The sequence below is a fragment of the Sorangium sp. So ce381 genome, from assembly GCF_051473845.1.
Lineage (GTDB): Bacteria > Myxococcota_A > Polyangia > Polyangiales > Polyangiaceae > Sorangium > Sorangium atrum.
The window spans coordinates 6,954,955-6,970,701 of sequence record NZ_CP150336.1; the positions used below are offsets into that span (position 1 = coordinate 6,954,955).

Annotated in this window: 11 protein-coding genes; 6 read left to right on the forward strand and 5 right to left on the reverse strand. The window is 73.2% G+C overall.

Going from position 1 to position 15,747, the window contains the following annotated elements; genetic code table 11:
* Positions 1 to 3: 3 nt before the first annotated feature.
* Genes WMF29_RS25945 through WMF29_RS25960 form a run of 4 tightly spaced genes read right to left on the reverse strand, consistent with a single transcriptional unit; the run spans position 4 to position 4,712 of the window.
* The gene (locus WMF29_RS25945) at positions 4 to 1,215 is read right to left on the reverse strand and encodes an ABC transporter permease (RefSeq protein WP_437322827.1); all 1,212 of its coding nucleotides are present in this window, start codon (positions 1,213 to 1,215) and stop codon (positions 4 to 6) included.
* Positions 1,209 to 1,940 carry an ABC transporter ATP-binding protein gene (locus WMF29_RS25950; protein WP_437322828.1) on the reverse strand — a complete coding sequence of 244 codons (732 nt, stop codon included), beginning with the start codon at positions 1,938 to 1,940 and terminating at the stop codon, positions 1,209 to 1,211. The genes WMF29_RS25945 and WMF29_RS25950 overlap by 7 nt, the downstream gene beginning before the upstream one ends.
* A gap of 1 nt (position 1,941) precedes the next feature.
* Complete coding sequence (locus WMF29_RS25955) at positions 1,942 to 3,198, reverse strand: efflux RND transporter periplasmic adaptor subunit (RefSeq protein WP_437322829.1); 1,257 nt, start codon at positions 3,196 to 3,198, stop codon at positions 1,942 to 1,944.
* On the reverse strand, positions 3,195 to 4,712 hold the full coding sequence (locus WMF29_RS25960) for a TolC family protein (protein WP_437322830.1): 1,518 nt from the start codon (positions 4,710 to 4,712) through the stop codon (positions 3,195 to 3,197). The genes WMF29_RS25955 and WMF29_RS25960 overlap by 4 nt, the downstream gene beginning before the upstream one ends.
* 116 nt (positions 4,713 to 4,828) lie before the next feature.
* Between WMF29_RS25960 and WMF29_RS25965 the strand changes: the two genes are divergently transcribed.
* The 6 genes from WMF29_RS25965 (at position 4,829) to WMF29_RS25990 (ending at position 10,978) form a co-directional block, all read left to right on the forward strand.
* The gene (locus WMF29_RS25965) at positions 4,829 to 5,575 is read left to right on the forward strand and encodes a response regulator transcription factor (RefSeq protein WP_272093720.1); all 747 of its coding nucleotides are present in this window, start codon (positions 4,829 to 4,831) and stop codon (positions 5,573 to 5,575) included.
* A 25-nt stretch (positions 5,576 to 5,600) separates the two neighbouring features.
* Positions 5,601 to 6,956: an ATP-binding protein gene (locus WMF29_RS25970; RefSeq protein ID WP_437322831.1), complete on the forward strand. Its 1,356-nt coding sequence runs from the start codon at positions 5,601 to 5,603 to the stop codon at positions 6,954 to 6,956.
* Positions 6,957 to 7,086: 130 nt separating this feature from the next.
* Positions 7,087 to 8,313, forward strand: a complete 1,227-nt coding sequence (locus tag WMF29_RS25975; RefSeq protein ID WP_437322832.1) for an AAA family ATPase — start codon at positions 7,087 to 7,089, stop codon at positions 8,311 to 8,313.
* Between the two features lie 2 nt (positions 8,314 to 8,315).
* A complete protein-coding gene (locus WMF29_RS25980; protein ID WP_437322833.1) occupies positions 8,316 to 9,134 on the forward strand; it encodes a hypothetical protein in 819 nt (272 codons plus the stop codon).
* Between the two features lie 582 nt (positions 9,135 to 9,716).
* Positions 9,717 to 10,574 (forward strand): hypothetical protein, encoded by an 858-nt coding sequence (locus WMF29_RS25985; RefSeq protein WP_437322834.1) that lies wholly within the window; start codon positions 9,717 to 9,719, stop codon positions 10,572 to 10,574.
* A 122-nt stretch (positions 10,575 to 10,696) separates the two neighbouring features.
* Positions 10,697 to 10,978 carry a pyrimidine/purine nucleoside phosphorylase gene (locus tag WMF29_RS25990; protein ID WP_272093724.1) on the forward strand — a complete coding sequence of 94 codons (282 nt, stop codon included), beginning with the start codon at positions 10,697 to 10,699 and terminating at the stop codon, positions 10,976 to 10,978.
* A 186-nt stretch (positions 10,979 to 11,164) separates the two neighbouring features.
* On the opposite strand, the gene WMF29_RS25995 is transcribed toward WMF29_RS25990, so the two are convergent.
* Complete coding sequence (locus tag WMF29_RS25995; RefSeq protein ID WP_437322835.1) at positions 11,165 to 15,022, reverse strand: serine/threonine-protein kinase; 3,858 nt, start codon at positions 15,020 to 15,022, stop codon at positions 11,165 to 11,167.
* Positions 15,023 to 15,747: the final 725 nt, after the last annotated feature.

Consider the following 15,747-nt stretch of genomic DNA (forward strand, 5'->3'; position numbering starts at 1 on the left):
CGCTCACTCGAACCGCAGCGCCTCCACCGGATCGAGCCTCGACGCGCGCCTCGCCGGCCCCACGCCGAACGTGATCCCGATGAGGATCGACACCCCGAGCGCCAGCCCGACCGCGTAGGGCGGCACGATGGTGGCCCACTCCCCGAACCGCGACAGCAGCACCGCCGCCCCGTACCCGAGGCCCACCCCGGCCACGCCGCCCGCGAGCGACACCACGACCGCCTCGACGAGGAACTGCCGCAGGATGTCCCCGCGCCGCGCCCCGACCGCCATCCGCACGCCGATCTCGCGCGTCCGCTCCCGCACCGAGACCAGCATGATGTTCATGATCCCGATGCCCCCCACGATCAGCGACACCGCCGCCACGCTGCCGAGCAGCATCGTGAAGGTGCCCGTGATCTGCCCCATCGTCGCCAGCATCTCGGCCTGCGACCGCACCTCGAAATCGCTCGCCTGATCCGCGCGCAGCCGGTGGCGCAGGCGGAGCAGCTGCTCGAGCTGCGCGATCACCACCTCGGACCGATCCTCGCTCGCCAGCTGCAGCGAGATCGTCGACAGGTGATCTTGCCCGAACAGCACCGACCGGTGCGTCGACATCGGCACGAACACCCCGTCGTCCGGCGAGCCCATGCCCGACCCCTTCTCCGTCAGCACCCCGACCACCCGGAACGCGTTCCCGTTGATCTGGAGCCGCGTCCCGAGCGGCGAGGCGCTCACGTTAGCCGCGTAGAGCTGCCGCGCGACATTGGCCCCGAGCACGACCACGCGCGCCCGCTGCTGCTCGTCGAGGTCGGAGAACGAGACGCCGCTCGCCACCGACAGCGAGCGGACCTCGAGGTACGCCGGCGTGATCCCCGTCACGGACGCGTTCAGGTTGCTCGCCATGTACCGCAGCTGCGCGCTGCCGCTCCGCTCCGGGGCGACCGCCGCCACGCCGGCGAGCCCCTTGAGCGCCTCGGCGTCGCCCTCGGTCAGCGTCTTCACCGTGCCCGACCGCACCCCGCTCGCCGACGCGGACCCCGGGCGCACCATCAGCAGGTTCGCGCCGAGCGACCGGATCCGCCCCTCGACGCTGCTGCGCGCGCCCTCCCCGATCCCGAGCACCGCCACGACCGCCGCGGTCCCGATGATCATGCCGAGCATCGTCAGCAGCGTGCGCAGGCGGTTCGAGGCGAGCGAGCGCCACGCGCTCTTCGCCGTCTCCTTGATCAGCATGCCGCCTCCATCTCGCCCGCGTGGAACGCCGACACCACGTCGGCCGAAGGCCCGTCGGCCACGATGTGCCCGTCCCTCATGTGGATGGCCCGCGAGAGCGACCGCGCCACGCCGAGGTCGTGGGTCACCATGATCAGCGTCGTCCCGTCCGCGTTCAGCGACAGGAGCAGCTCCAGCACGTCGCGCCCCGTCTTGCTGTCGAGCGCGCCCGTCGGCTCGTCGCACAGCAGGATCGACGGCCGCGTCACGATCGCCCGCGCGATCGCCACGCGCTGCCGCTGCCCGCCGGAGAGCTCCGACGGCAGGTGCCGCGCGCGCGCCGCGAGCCCCACGCGCTCGAGCGCGCCCTCCGCGAGCGCGCGGCTGTTCTTCACCGCCCCGTAGAGCAGCGGCAGCTCGACGTTCTCCGCCGCCGTCATCCGCGGCAGCAGGTTGAAGCTCTGGAACACGAACCCGATGTGGCGGTTCCTGAGCGCCGCGAGCTCGTCGTCGTCGAGCTCCGCCACGTCGCGCCCCCCGAGCCGGTACGTGCCCTCCGTCGGCCGATCCAGGCACCCGAGGATGTTCAGCAGGCTCGACTTCCCGCAGCCGGAGGGACCGATGATCGCCACCGACTCGCCCCGGCGCACCTCGAAGCCGATCCCGTCGACCGCCCGCACCGCGAGGTCCTCGCGATCGGCGTGGTACACCTTCGAGAGCCCGCTCACGAGGACCGGGACGTCCATCTCAGCGCCCTCCTCGGCTGGCGCCGGCGCCCATCCCCATGCCCATCCCGCGCATCGGGTTCTGGCCGCCGCCCTGCCGCTGCCCCTGCCCCTGCGGCCCCGCCGCGCTCGAGACGGGCGCGCTCGCGAGCACGTCGTCGCCCTCGCTCAGCCCCGCGGTCACGACCATCTGCGAGCCGTCCGTCGCCCCGGTCTGGATCGGCCGCTCCTCGCCGCTCGCGAGCCGCACGAACCGCCGCTTGCCCTGCGACTGCACGGCCAGGAGCGGCACGAGCAGCACGTCCTTCTGCTCCGCGGTCACGATCTCCACGTCCGCGCTCATCCCCGACCGGAGCAGCGACGCGTCCTTGTCCTTGACGACGATCTCGACGTCGAAGGTCACGACGCTCGACACCTCCTTGCCGAGCGGGCTCACGCGGTCGACAACGCCCTGGAACACCCGGTCCCCGTAGGCGTCGACGCGGATGTCGACCCGCTGGCCCGGCGCGACGCGCCCGATCTGCGCCTCGTCGATCGCGCCGATGATGCGCAGGTTCGACAGATCGGCGAGCGTCATCACGGAGCTGCCGCCGCTCACGTTGGTCAGCGCCGACGAGACGAGCGTCCCCTTCTCCACGGCCACGTCGAGCACCGTCCCGGCGATCGGCGCGTAGATCTGCGTCTCCTTCAGCCGCGTCTCGGCGTCCTGCACCGCCAGCTCGGCCGCCTTGAGCTGCGCCTGCGTCGAGCTCAGCTGCGCCCGCCGCAGCGTGATGTTGGCGCCCGCGACCTTCGTCGAGTGCGCCGCCGTGCGGGCCGCGTCGGTCGACCCGAGGCCCATCTCGGCGCTCTTCTCGGCGACCTCCTGGCTCGTCTGGCTGTTCTTGCGCTCGAGCTCGGCGACCGCGACCGACGCGTTCGCCGCCGCGAGATCGGCCTTCACGCGGTCGCGCGCCACGCGCGCCTCGGCGAGGTCGCGCTCCGCGTCCGTCGGGTCCAGGCGCACGAGGAGCTGCCCCGCCTCGACCGTGTCGCCCTCCTTGACGAGCACCTCGATGACCTGGCCCGGCGCGCGCGACTTCACCTCGACCTGCACGTCGGGCTCGATCTTGCCGGACGCGGCGGCGGTCTCGGTCAGGCTCCCGCGGCGGATCTCGACGGTGGGGCCGGCGGGGGTCTTCTCGGGCTGCTTGTACCAGGCGTACCCGCCGATCGCGAAGCTCGCCACGGCCAACGCGGCCACGCCGGACATCAGGTAGCGCTTCTTGTTCCTGTTCATGACGACCTCCTGGGGAGCACCGACGCGAAGCGGACGAGCAGCGCGCCCGTCTCGTGATCGAGCTGGAGGCGCGACGTCAGCTCCGTCACCGCGGCCCGCAGCCTGCGGAGCTCCGCCTCCCTCCGCGTCTGCTCCGCCTGCACCACGTCCGCCGACGTCGCGGTCCCGAGCGAGAGCCGCTGCCGCTCGGCCTCGGCCAGCTCGCCCGCCATGCGCGCCGTCTCGGTGGCCAGCGCGACCTGCTCGGCCGCGGCCTCGAGGCTCGCGCGCAGCGAGCTGACGTCCGCCGCGATCGCCTCGGCGCGCGCCTGGTACCGCGCCTCCGCGGCCGCGAGCTGCGTGCGCGCGCGGGCCGCGTCCGCGGACGCCCGCCCGCCGCCGAGCGGCAGCTCGACCTCGATCCCGCCCAGCACCCCGAACGCGGGCCGGCCGCCGGGCAGCGAGAGCCCCGGCAGGCCGTCGCGCACCCACTGCCCGTCCATCGAGGCCGTCGCGAACAGGTCGAGGCGGATCTGGTCCGCGTCCTCCGCCGCGCTCACCCGCGCGCGCTGCGCGTCGAGGTCGGCGCGCAGGGCCGCGAGCTCCAGGGACCGCTCGCTCGCCGCGCGCACGAGCGCGTCGGCCGACGGCAGCGCCCCGAGGGACGGCGGCGCGCCGGTCGGGGCGAGCGACGCGGCGCTCGCCGGGGCCATGCCGAGCGCGCGCCCGAGCGCGATGGCCCGCGCCGCGCGCGTCGCCCGCGCCTGCGACAGCGCGTCCGCGATCGACGCCGCCGAGGTCGAGAAGCGCAGGACGTCCACCTTCGTGCCGGTGCCGAGGGTCTCGGCGCGCGCCTTCGCGTCGGCGAGCAGCCGCTGCGCGGCCGCGAGCGCCTGCTCCTGCACGAGGATCGCCTGCTCCGCGTACCAGAGCTCCCAGTAGGCCCCGAGCACGTCGAGCGCGGTCTGGCTCGCCGCGAGCTCGCGCTCCTGCTCCGCGGCGACGGCCGACGCCTGCGCCTGCGCGTACGGCGCGAGGACCGCGTCGGTCCCGGCCCCCCGCAGGAGCGGCTGCCGCGCCGAGACGTACGCCTGGGCGCCGTAGTTCGGCCCCGGGGTCCCGTCCGCGGGCGAGCGCCCCGACGCGCCCACCTCGAGGCTCGTCCCGACGTCGGTCGTGTACCGCAGCGCCACGTTCGACGCGACGGACGTCCCGCTGGAGCGCTGGAGCGCGCCGACGCCGTTGCCCGGGGCGCTGCCGTTGGCGTCGGCGATCCTGCCGTAGGACTCCTCGTACTGTCCGGTCACCGAGGCCGAGAGCGTGGGCTTGCGGGCGCCCTCCTCGGCGGCGACGGCCTGCCGCGCCGCGGTGGCCTCGATCAGCGCCGCGCGGAGGGACGGGTTCTGGGAGGCTGCGCGGCGGACCGCCTCCTCGGCGGTGAGCGTCTCGGCGCGCGCCGCGACGCTCAGCGAGCACGTGGCGGCGAGGGCGAGAGACGCCAGCCACGGCAAGGGAACGGAGCGAGTCAACGTCATGCACCGCAACCTAGAGGGCAGTGTCTCAAGAGGTGTCCTGGTCGTGTAAAGATTCGTCAAGACGCCTCTTGACCAGGCCTTACACGGCGGTGCGACAGCCGCGCTACAGTCGCGACATGACGGATCCGCCCCAGATCCTGGTCATCGACGACGACGCCGAGCTCTGCGAGCTCCTGGCCGAGCTGCTCGGTCAGGAGGGTTACGCGGTGGAGAGCGCGCGCGACGCGATCTCCGGCCTCGCGCGAGCGCAGGAGGAGAAGGAGAGGCCGTTCACGCTCGTGGTGCTCGACGTGATGCTGCCTGGGCTCAACGGGTTCGAGGTCCTCACGCGGCTGCGGCAGACCTCGCGCGTCCCTGTCCTGATGCTCACCGCGCGGGGCGAGGACGTCGACCGCATCGTCGGCCTCGAGATGGGCGCCGACGACTACCTGCCGAAGCCGTTCAACCCGCGCGAGCTGGTCGCCCGCGTGCGCGCGCTCCACCGGCGCGCCTCTCACGCCGGCGCGGCGGCTGGGCCGGGCGCGGCGGCCGGCGCTTCCGCCGCGGAGGCGCAGGGCGCGCTGACGGTCGACGATCTCGAGGTGCTCCCCGCCGCGCGGCGCGTCCGTGTCCGCGGCGAGGAGGTCCGGCTCACGACGGCCGAGTTCGACCTGCTCGAGGTCCTGGCGCGGCAGGCGGGGACGGTGGTCTCGCGCGAGGATCTCGCGCGGCGCGTCCTCGGCCGCCGGCTCGCGGCGTACGACCGCGGCATCGACATGCACGTCTCGAACCTCCGCCGCAAGCTCGGGCCTGGGCCGGGCGGCGGCGAGCGCATCAAGACGGTCCGCAACGCGGGCTACATCCTCGCGAGGGAGCGCGCGTGAAGCGCTTCCTCCCCGGAGGGCGTCCGTGAAGAGCCTCTTCCTGCGCCTCCTCGTCTCGCTGTGGCTCGCCATGGCGCTGCTCGTCGGCCTGCTCGCGGTGATCCACGGCTGGGCGTTCTCCGCCGAGCCGAGCGGGCTGCGCCGCCGCCTGAACACGCGCAGCGTCGAGCTCCGGGCGGAGAGCGCGCTCGCCTGCGCGCGGGAAGGGCTCCCCGGCTGCGAGCAGCGCCTCGCGCCGCTCGATCCGCGGGATCAGCGCGTCGCTGTGTACCGGGCCGGCGCGCTCGTGATGGGCGAGCCCATCGAGGGCGCGCCGCTCGTGGAGGACAAGGCGAGGCGCTCGGGAGACGGCATCGCCATCGAGCTCGGCGAGGAGCGGGAGCTCGTCGCCGTCGTCCTGCGCCGCGACCCTGCCGTCGCCGCGGTCGCGGCCGGTCCGGTCCGGTCGCCGTGGATGTTCTTCATCGTGCCGGAGACGTTGCCGCAGCGGCTCCTCGCGATCGTCGCCGTCACCGGGCTCGTCGCGGTGCTCCTCGCGCGGTACCTGTCCCGTCCGATCCGCATCCTGCGCGGCGCCACGCAGCGGATGGCCGCGGGCGATCTCTCGGTGCGCGTCTCGCAGAAGCTCGCGGGCGCGGACGGCGAGACGCTGGCGCTCGGGGGCGACATGGACCGGATGGCCGAGCGCATCGACGAGCTCCTGGAGACGCAGCGCCGGCTCCTGCGCGACGTCTCGCACGAGCTCCGGTCGCCGCTCGCGCGGCTCAACATCGCGCTCGAGCTCGTCCGCCGGCGCTCGCCGCCGGACGTGGAGCCGGCGTTCGACAGGATCGAGCGGGAGACGGAGCGGCTCAACGGGATGATCGGCGAGCTGCTCACGCTGAGCCGCCTGGAGTCGGGCCAGGGCATGGAGCGCACCGAGCGGGTCGATCTCACGGCGCTCCTGGAGCAGCTGGTCGAGGACGCCGCGTTCGAGGCCGAGCAGCGGGGCTGCTCGGTCGAGCTCGGGGCGCGCGACGCGTGCTCGCTGGACGGGAACGAGGAGCTCCTCCGGCGCGCCATCGAGAACGTCGTGCGCAACGCGGTGCGCTTCACCGAGCCGGGCACCGCGGTCCGCATCGATCTCGAGTGCTCCGGCGGGACGGCCGAGGTGCGCGTCCGCGATCGCGGCCCGGGCATCCCGGAGGGCGCGCTCGGGGACATCTGGAGGCCGTTCTACCGGGTCGACGACCACAGGGCGCGCGGCGCGGGCGGCACGGGGATCGGGCTGGCCATCACGCACCGGGCGGTGCGGATCCACGGCGGCGAGGTCGAGGCGAGGAACGCGGACGGCGGCGGCCTCGAGGTCGCGCTGCGGCTCCCGGTCGGCGCGGGGGGCTGAGCGGAAGGGCTGGCAGAGCAGTGGACACAGCCCGCTTGGTCGTCTCCCGTGCCGACATTTGGGTATATACCCTGTCGGTGCTCCAAGAATCTCGGCTGCGCGGCGACGCACACGGCAGACGGCGACGACCATGATCCAAGAGGTCTCCTTCACCAACTTCAAATCCCTGCGCAGGGTCGACGCTCACCTCGGGCGTTTCATGGTCATCGTCGGGCCGAACGGTTCCGGGAAGACGAGCATCCTGGACGGCCTGTACTACCTCGCGCAGGTGACGCGATGGCCACTTGCAGGAATCATGAACGATGTGTTCGCGCCTCCGAACCTGAAGAGCCGCGACACCGCGGGGCCCATGAAGCTCGTGGCCAGGGGTAGCTTCCATGACGTGAACGCGGAGGTCGGGATCGTCGTCGAGTGCAAGGACGACGCGAACGGCAACGCCAGCTGGAGTGGGACGGTCGCTCGGCGCTGGGGTGATGCCGTCGAGGAGACCTCCGAGACGGAAAAGGGATCGCGGATCATCACGCCGAACGAACCGGGTTCGAAGCCACAACGAGCGCTGGGTAGAAAAAACGTGTTGCGGGTGAATAGTCTCCCCGAGATGAATGAGCTGGCGAGAGAGCTTGGCTCCGCGCGCAAGCTCCGGCTGGACACCGAGACGCTCGCGGCGCCATCGTACAGCGAGGAAGAGACGCCGCGCCTCGGCACGGACGGTGGCGGCCTGGCTTCCGTGCTAGCAGACGCGGCAGCGCGCACCCCCGAGGTGTCCCAGTCGATCCAGGAGGCTACGCGCCGGGTCATTCCGACGCTCGAGCGGATTCGCACGCGTCGCGCCAAGGTACAGAGGCAGGTGCGCCGACAGTACGGCATCGAGAGCGACAAAGCGTTCCGTCACTCCGAGTATCGCATCGACTGGGGCCAGCAGCTCGTCCTCGACTTCAAGGGCGCTCCCGATGTCCCAGCGCCGCTCGCGAGCGAGGGCACCCTGCTCGTCATCGGCTTGCTGACCGCGCTCTGGATGGACCCGAGACCCAGGCTGCTGCTCCTCGACGACATCGACAAGGCGCTGCACCCGCGCGCGCAGGCAGAGCTGGTCTCGCAAATTCAGAAGATCCTGGAGATGACGCCCGATCTCCAGGTTATCGCCACCAGTCACTCGCCCTACCTGCTGGATCATTTCAATGCCCAGGACGTGCTCCTCACGGCGCTTTTGCCCGATGGTTCCACCGCGTGTGCCCCGCTCGCCGATCACCCCGATTTCGACCGGTGGAAGAACACGACACGCCCCGGCGAGTTCTGGAGCTTCGTCGGCGAGGACTGGGTCGCGCAGCGGGCGAGCGCGCCTCAGGCGCACGAGTGAGCGTGGCCGCGCGTCTCGTCGGGATGGTGGTCGAAGGGCCGGATGACGCGAGGACGGTGCCCGGACTCGTCGATCGGGTCCTCGTGAACGCGGTCCCCGCGCTCACGGGCCAGCTCGCGCGAGCTCGAACCTTCTGTGGGCTCGATGCCGGCGCGACCTACGTCACGTGGAGCGCGGTGCATCACCATCCGGTGCCGCGGAAGCATGGGCACTTCGGCGGAAAGCCGGCGCTCGAGGACGCTCGTACGGCCGTGCTCGTGCTCCGTGGTTTCATTGCGCGGGATCCGCAGCCCCAGGCTGTCGTTCTGGTGCGTGACAGCGACGGCAAGGAAGCCGAGCGCCGGCAAGGTCTGGAGCAGGCCCGGCAAGAGTTTCACTGGCCCTTCGAGGTGCTCCTTGGCGTCGCCCACCCGATGCGAGAGTGCTGGGTGCTCGCCGGCTTCGTTCCGAAGGGCAAGCCAGAGGGCGCATCGCTCGCCGCCCTCCGGCAGGAGCTCGGGTTCGACCCCACCGCCCGATCGCACGAGCTCGACGCATCGAGCAAGACGGCGAAGAAGAGCCCGAAACGCGTCCTCGATCGCCTCACCGGAGGCGAGCACGAGCGTGAGGCGCGGTGCTGGACCGAGCCGGACCTCGGTCATTTGCGGCAGCGAGGCAGAGACAACGGCCTCGCCGCATTCCTGAGCGAGGTCGAGACCCGCCTGGTGCCCGTCCTCGCGGACGCTGCTTTGAAGGGCGACGCCGGCGCCGAGCTGGGTGCTCCGCGGCCGTCCGCGCAAGAGGGGGACGACACGAGCGCCAGGATCCCTGGCCGCTCCTGATCCCGGTCGCACCCATCCAAGGCGATCTCGGGTCGACCCGACCCCCCTCCAGAGGCACTCCGTCTCGATCTCGGATCGACCCGACCCCCTCCAGAGGCCGCCCCGCCACGTCGCGACCTCTCCGCGCCGCCTTCCGACGCCGCCCGTCCCGGTCTCGGATCGATCCGGCCCCCCTCCAAAGGCCGCCCCGCCACGTCGCGACCTCTCCGCGCCGCCTTCCGGAGTCGCCGTTTCGATGTCGGATCGACCCACCCCCCCCTCCAGAGGCCGCCCCGCCACGTCGCGACCTCGCCGTGCCAGCGTCCGGACCGCCTCTCTCGATTTCAGATCGACCTGCCCCCCCTCCCGAGGCCGTTCCAGCACGTCGCGACCTCGCCGCGCCCACGCCGAGATCCTCGATGCCCGCGCCGCCGCTCGTGGACGCTCCAAGATGCCTGCAATAGTTCAACACATGCGCCAACACTGCACGAAACCCGCGCGGCGCCGCGCTTGACGGACGTCGCAACAGGACTTCCCTTAGCTGCTCATCCGAGATGCCTCTCCAGGCATCGCTTGCATCACCCCATCAGGAGGTGTTCCTCAATGCTGAAGCATCTGAATCTCGACGAGATGGTCGCGCTCCTCTCCCCGTGGGTCGAGGACGCGAAGCACCGCAAGGTCTTCCTGTCGATCCCCGAGATCGCGCCGCTCCACCCGCGGGTCGTGGAGGCCCACGAGGGCGTCGTCGCGGTCCAGCCGAGCAGCGGCGGCGCGTCGTCGAAGATGCGCGCGCTCCTCGACGAGATCACCGAGGTCGACCGGTGCCACGACCACCTCGCCAGGGCCGTATCCTACGGGATCGACGCGCGCCGCGAGCTCTGCCTCGCCGAGGACGCGGCCGACGCCGCCGGCGCCGCGCAGTGCGATGTCGTCCAGAAGAAGCTCTTCCCGGGCGGCCTTTCCATCCTCAACGCCTCGCCGCTCGCCGAGGCGGGCAACACCACGCGCATCGCCCGCCTCCTCGAGGACGAGCCCGCGATCGCCGACTTCCTCAAGTCCGTCCCCGCCCGCGGCAAGGCGTCGCTGCTCGACGTCACGAAGCGCTGGCTCGCCAAGGGCCGGGAGCTCCAGGGGCTCGAGCGCGCCCGCGCGGAGCTCGAGGCGACCGAGACCACCACGCCCGTCAGCAAGACCACGATCCAGGCCGCGCGCAGCCAGTGGTTCAAGATCGTGTCGCTCGTGCTTTCCAACCTCGAGATGTCCCGCGCGCCGGCGCGCGACGTCGAGATCGTCCGCGGGCCCGTGCTCCGGGCCTCGGACCGCGCAGGCAAGCGCTACGCGGGCGGGAAGCCCGGGCAGGCGCCGCCGGACGGCGCGGAGGCGCCCGCCACCGAGCCGAGCGGAGCCGCGCCGGGAGCGCCGGACGGAGGCGAGGGCGGCGACGCGAGCGCGCTGCACTGATCGGCGAGAGAGCAAGGGAGCAAGGCAGGAGACACGGAGACGCCGAGCTGCCCTGTCGCGCCCCACCGCGAGCGGGCTCGTCCGGGCTGGTCACTCACGGCGGGACGCGGTAGGAGGGCGCCATGCTCAAGCACAACAGCTACTTCAACGGCAACGTCCAGAGCGTCGGCTTCGAGCGCCACGGGCGCCGGCAGACGGTGGGTGTCATCGACACCGGCGAGTTCCACTTCTCGACCGAGGCGCCGGAGCGGATGACGGTCGTCGCCGGCGAGCTCGCGATCCGCATCGACGGCTCCACGGAGTGGCGCGCCTATCCGGCAGGGACGTCGTTCGAGGTGGCGGGCAAGAGCGGCTTCGACGTCAGGGCCACGCAGCCCACCGGCTACTTCTGCGAGTTCCTCTGAGCGCGCCGGCGACCTAGCTCTACTGCGGGAAGTTGCCCCGGATCAGCAGAAAAACCGCCAAGGCGCCGAGGCCGCCAAGAGAAGAAGGGGAGAGCCGTCCCGGCATCGCCCCTCTTATTTCCCTGGTTTCTTGGCGCCCTTGGCGGCTTGGCGGTTCGCGTCTCAGGGCGACCTCCCGCAGTGGTGCTAGAGCCCTAGCCACGTCCGCTCCAGCTCCAGCGTGGCCACGTTGTCCGGCACATTGCCGAGGAACTTCCCGCGCCACACCGGATCGCCGATCTTCCGCGCCCGCTCGAGCAGGCGCTCCCGCGCCGAGGCGATGGCCATCATCGCCTCCCGCCCGTGGCCGCAGGCCGAGAGCGCCTCGGCGTGCGAGAGGCGCACCAGCGACTCGCCCACCTCGGCCCCCATCGACTCCAGCAGGCAGAGCGCCTCCGTCGTCGCCGCGAGCGCGTCCACCGCCTGCCCCGCGTCGAGCAGCGTCCGCCCGAGCACCGCGTACGCGAAGGCCCGCAACGGCGGCGCGCCGTACAGGATCGCGACCGCTGCGCGCGCCTCGCGCTCGGCGCCCCCGAGATCGCCCGCCTGGAGCACGATCCTCGCGAGGCACGCCCGCCCGGCGCCCTCCCCGCGCGCGTCGCCGAGGCGCTGGGAGGTCGCGATCGCCTCCTCCGCCGTCCGCTGCGCCTCCTCGACGAGGCCGCGCTGCGCGAGCACCGGACCGAGGTTGAGGAGCGCGCCCAGCCGGGCGTCCGAGAGCCCCATCCGCTCCGCGTCCGCGAGCGACGCGCGCAGAGCCGCCTCGGCGCCCTCGAAATCGCCGAGCTCCGCGTAGCAGGAGCCCAGGTTGTTCCTCGCCCAGCAGGCGTTGCGCCGATCGCCCGCGTGCTCGAACGCCGCGAGCGCCGCCTCGAAGCCCGCGAGGCACGCGCCGGGATCGCCGATCGCCATCGCCCGGTACGCGCGCGCCTCGTGGAGCCGCGCCAGCACCTCGACCTCCTGCTCGGTCTCCTCGGCGTCCTGCTCGATCCCGTCGAGCAGCTCGTCCGCGAGCTGGTACCGCCCCCCGAACACGAGGCGCCCGGCGCCCGCGCAGAGGCACACGCTGCGCGCGGGGCGCGCGGACCGCCGCGCCTCGGTGCCCTGCGCCAGGCGCAGCAGGCCCTCGACCTGGTCGTGGTTGCCGCGCTTCGAGGCCGCGAGGATCACCTGCGTGAGCGCCGAGAACCACGGCGCCGACCCGGGCGCGAGCCGCTCCAGGGCCTCGGTCCCCCGCCGCTCCGCCAGCGCGAACTCGCCGCGCCAGAGGTGCGCCTCCGCCTGGCAGAGCCGCAGCGCCCCGGCCGTCGCCTTCGAGGCGCCGCGCGCGATGCCGCGCTCGACGCGCTCGATCGCCGCGCCCAGGTCGCTCCCGAGCAGCGCCTGCTCGGCCGCGCGCAAGGTCGCCGCCGCGGCCCGCGCCGGCTCGCCGCCGCGCTCGAAGTGCTCGGCCAGGGCCATCGGATCCGCCACGCCCGTCCGCTCGAGCCACTCGCCGGCGAGCCGGTGGCCGAGCCGGCGATCGTGATCGGTCAGCATGCCGTACGCCGCCTCGCGCACGAGCGCGTGCCGGAACCGGTACTCGGCCGCCTCCGGCGCGCCCTCCACGGAACGCCGGACGATGAGCTCCCGCACCTCGAGCTCGGCGAGCAGCGGCTCGACCTCCGCCCGGCCGACCAGCGCGGCGACCCCGCTCCGCGAGAAGGTCTCGCCGAAGACCGCCCCGGCCCGCAGCGCCCGCCGCGCGCCCACGTCGAGCGCGTCGAGCTCCGCCTGCACCATCGCCAGCACCGTCTCCGGCAGGTCCACGCCCTTGCCCGCCGCCGCCGCGCGGATCTGCTCCTCCAGGTAGAAGGCGTTGCCGTCCGCGCGCTCGACGAGCGTCGCCACGAGCGCCGGGCTCTCGCGCTCGCCGAGCACCTGGCGCACGAGGCGCTCGCTCGACCGGCGCGAGATCCCCGCGAGGCGGAGCTTGTGCCCGCGCCGCTCGTCCCACAGCTTCGGGAAGAGCTCGTGCACCTCGGGCCGGCCGAGCGCCATGACCATGAACGGCCGGTCCTTCAGGTTCCGGAGCGCGGCGTCGACCATCGTGATCGTGGGCAGGTCGCCCCAGTGCAGGTCCTCGAGCACGAGGAGGACCGGCTGCACCGCGCACTCGGCGCGCAGGAAGTCCTCCCAGGCCAGGCGCAGCTGATCGCCCATGAGCATCGGGTTGCGCCGCGCCGCCCGGAGCTGCACGTCGTCGTCCGGGAACGGCGCGCCGACGAGCTCGCCGAGGAAGGGCGCGACCCGCGCGGCGTCGAGCGCCGCGTGCCGCTCGACCCGCGCGCGCACCTTGCGCCGCCGCTCCTCGACGGGATCGGCGTCGGTGAGGCCGATCGCCCGGCGGAGCGCGTGCGCGAGCAGGCCGAAGGCCGACCCGGCGCTCATCGGATCCACCTGGCCGAGCCACACCTCGACCGGCTCGCCGTCCTCCCGGATCGCGCGGACGAGCTCGTGGCGGAGCCGCGACTTGCCGATGCCCGCCGGCCCCGTGACGAGCACGACGCTCGGGGTCGACTCCTCGATGCAGCGGGCGAGCTCGTCCCGGATCAGCGCGAGCTCCCGCTCGCGCCCGACGCACGACGTCGCCTTGCCGAGCACGTGGGGCGGCGCCTCGGGCTCCTCGCGCGCGCCGTGGAGCCACGGGCCGCCCGCGTCGGACGTGATCTCGAACCGCGTGCCGAGCAGGCCCGCCGTCACCTCGTCGATGCGGATCGCCGGCGCGCGGGACGCCGCGCGGCCCTCGGGGAGCAGCTGGACCACGCGGTCGATGAGGTCGCCGATCGGCATGCGCGACGCGATCTCCGCCCTGCCCGTGACGACCGCGACCGGCGCGCCGCCGAGGAGCGCCTGGACGGCGAGCGCGCAGCGGGCGGCCCGGGCCGCGAGGTCGGTCGTCGCGCCGGCGCCGGCCAGCACGACGAGCGGCAGCCGCGCGTCGACGAGCTCGAGCTGGCCCTTATAGCGCGCCGCCGTGGTCGAGAGCGCCTGCGCGCGCGCCTGCTCGTCGACCTCGGGGAGGGGCGGATCGGCGGTGGAGAGGCCGTCGCGCGCGAGGACGAGGCACATCACCTTGCGCTCGCCGGTCGTGAGCTCCGGCGGGCGGACGGACATCGCGGGCGGGCGGACGGAGATCGCCGCGGGATCCATGAGCCCGGCGAGCTCGATCGCGACCGCGTTGCCGTCGCTCGGCCGCCCCTCGGGCGACTTCGACAGCATCCGCTGGACCAGCTCGTCGAGCGCCTCGGGCACGTCGTCGCGGAGCCACCGGAGCGACGGCGGCTCCTCGATCAGCACCTTGACGAGCACGGCGAGCCCGCGCGCGCCGCGGAACGGGGCGCGCCCCGAGATGCACTTGTAGAGCAGGCAGCCGAGCGCGAAGACGTCGGCGCGGGCGTCGACGTGCGCCTCGCCGCGGGCCTGCTCCGGCGCCATGTAGCCGGGGGTGCCGAGGATGGCGCCGGGCATGGTGAGCTGCTGATCGATGCCGGACATCCGGACGACGCCGAAATCGATGAGCGTGATGCGGTCGATGGTGCCGCCGACGAGGAGCAGGTTGCTCGGCTTGAGGTCGCGGTGGACGACGCCGAGCCGGTGCACCGAGCCGAGGGTGGTCGCGACGCGCCGGGCGAGCTTGAGGCTCTCCTCGAGGGTGAACGCCTGCCGGGCGAGGCGCTGGGAGAGGGTCTCGCCGGTGAGCCACTCCATGGCGAGGTAAGGGTGGCCGTGCTCCGTGCGGCCGTGCGAGATGTACCGCACCACCCCCGGCACCCGCAGCGTGGCGAGCGCCTGCGCCTCGCGCGCGAGGCGGTTCGAGTCCTGCGAGGCGGCGTTCTGGAGGACCTTGAGGGCGATGGTCTCGCCGGTCTTGAGATCGCGCGAGCGGAAGACGTGGCCCATGCCGCCGGCGCCCGCGAGCTCCATGATCTCGAACCGGCCGTCGATGACGTCTCCCGCTCGCATTGCCTGCCGTCGCTCCGGATCGTCCGCCCTGTGTGGGAGCTACGCGAAGTTCACCTGGATGGCCAGCGGTTCGGGGTTACGGGCGTGTCACCGGAAGCGGGCGTCGCGAGGCGCCGCCGCCGTCATGCAATCACCACCGATTGCCGCGCTCAGCTGCGCATCGTCACCAGAGAGCGCGGCCAGGGGCAACTCTGCAGCGTCGAAGCGCCCGGCGGTCTCCGGTCCGGCGCCACGAGGGCAGTCCGGTGCTCCGCCGCCGTCCACTGGAGCGCGGTCGGACGAGGCACCCGCTCGGCCCTCCGGCGGCGCGCGACGATGGCAATGCGGCACACCGGCGCGGCCGTGGCGGCCCACCCGCTGAGACCGGTGCGGCGCTGGGTGGGCCAGTGGATCGGTCGCTGGCCGCTCCCGCCGCCGCGACGCGCCTCGGCCGGCGGCCGCGCTCCGGCTCCCCCGGGACCGCGTTCGCCCGTTGTCCCGGGGGCCGCGCGTGGCCCACGTACATTTTCCCGTGCCCCGCGGCTTTTTCGTCCAGGCGACCTCGGGTGCGGCGGGCGGCCGATGTGAAGCGGCGCTCCCGGAACCAAAAAACGAGGCGTGGGGGCCGTTCGTCGTGTGACGCTGCGCGCGGCGCTTCCTCTGTCGCGTCTGCGTGATAAATGAGCTTGTCTGGGGAGAGGGGGGAGGCGACCGGAACGCGCTGGACCCCCTTTGTCAAGCGAAGG

Coding starts and splice junctions, on each gene's coding strand:
- WMF29_RS25990 (WP_272093724.1), top strand. CDS start 10,697: ATGCTCAAGCACAACAGCTACTTCAACGGCAACGTCCAGAGCGTCGGC.
- WMF29_RS25985 (WP_437322834.1), top strand. CDS start 9,717: ATGCTGAAGCATCTGAATCTCGACGAGATGGTCGCGCTCCTCTCCCCG.
- WMF29_RS25945 (WP_437322827.1), bottom strand. CDS start 1,215: ATGCTGATCAAGGAGACGGCGAAGAGCGCGTGGCGCTCGCTCGCCTCG.
- WMF29_RS25975 (WP_437322832.1), top strand. CDS start 7,087: ATGATCCAAGAGGTCTCCTTCACCAACTTCAAATCCCTGCGCAGGGTC.
- WMF29_RS25960 (WP_437322830.1), bottom strand. CDS start 4,712: ATGACGTTGACTCGCTCCGTTCCCTTGCCGTGGCTGGCGTCTCTCGCC.
- WMF29_RS25955 (WP_437322829.1), bottom strand. CDS start 3,198: ATGAACAGGAACAAGAAGCGCTACCTGATGTCCGGCGTGGCCGCGTTG.
- WMF29_RS25995 (WP_437322835.1), bottom strand. CDS start 15,022: ATGCGAGCGGGAGACGTCATCGACGGCCGGTTCGAGATCATGGAGCTC.
- WMF29_RS25965 (WP_272093720.1), top strand. CDS start 4,829: ATGACGGATCCGCCCCAGATCCTGGTCATCGACGACGACGCCGAGCTC.
- WMF29_RS25950 (WP_437322828.1), bottom strand. CDS start 1,940: ATGGACGTCCCGGTCCTCGTGAGCGGGCTCTCGAAGGTGTACCACGCC.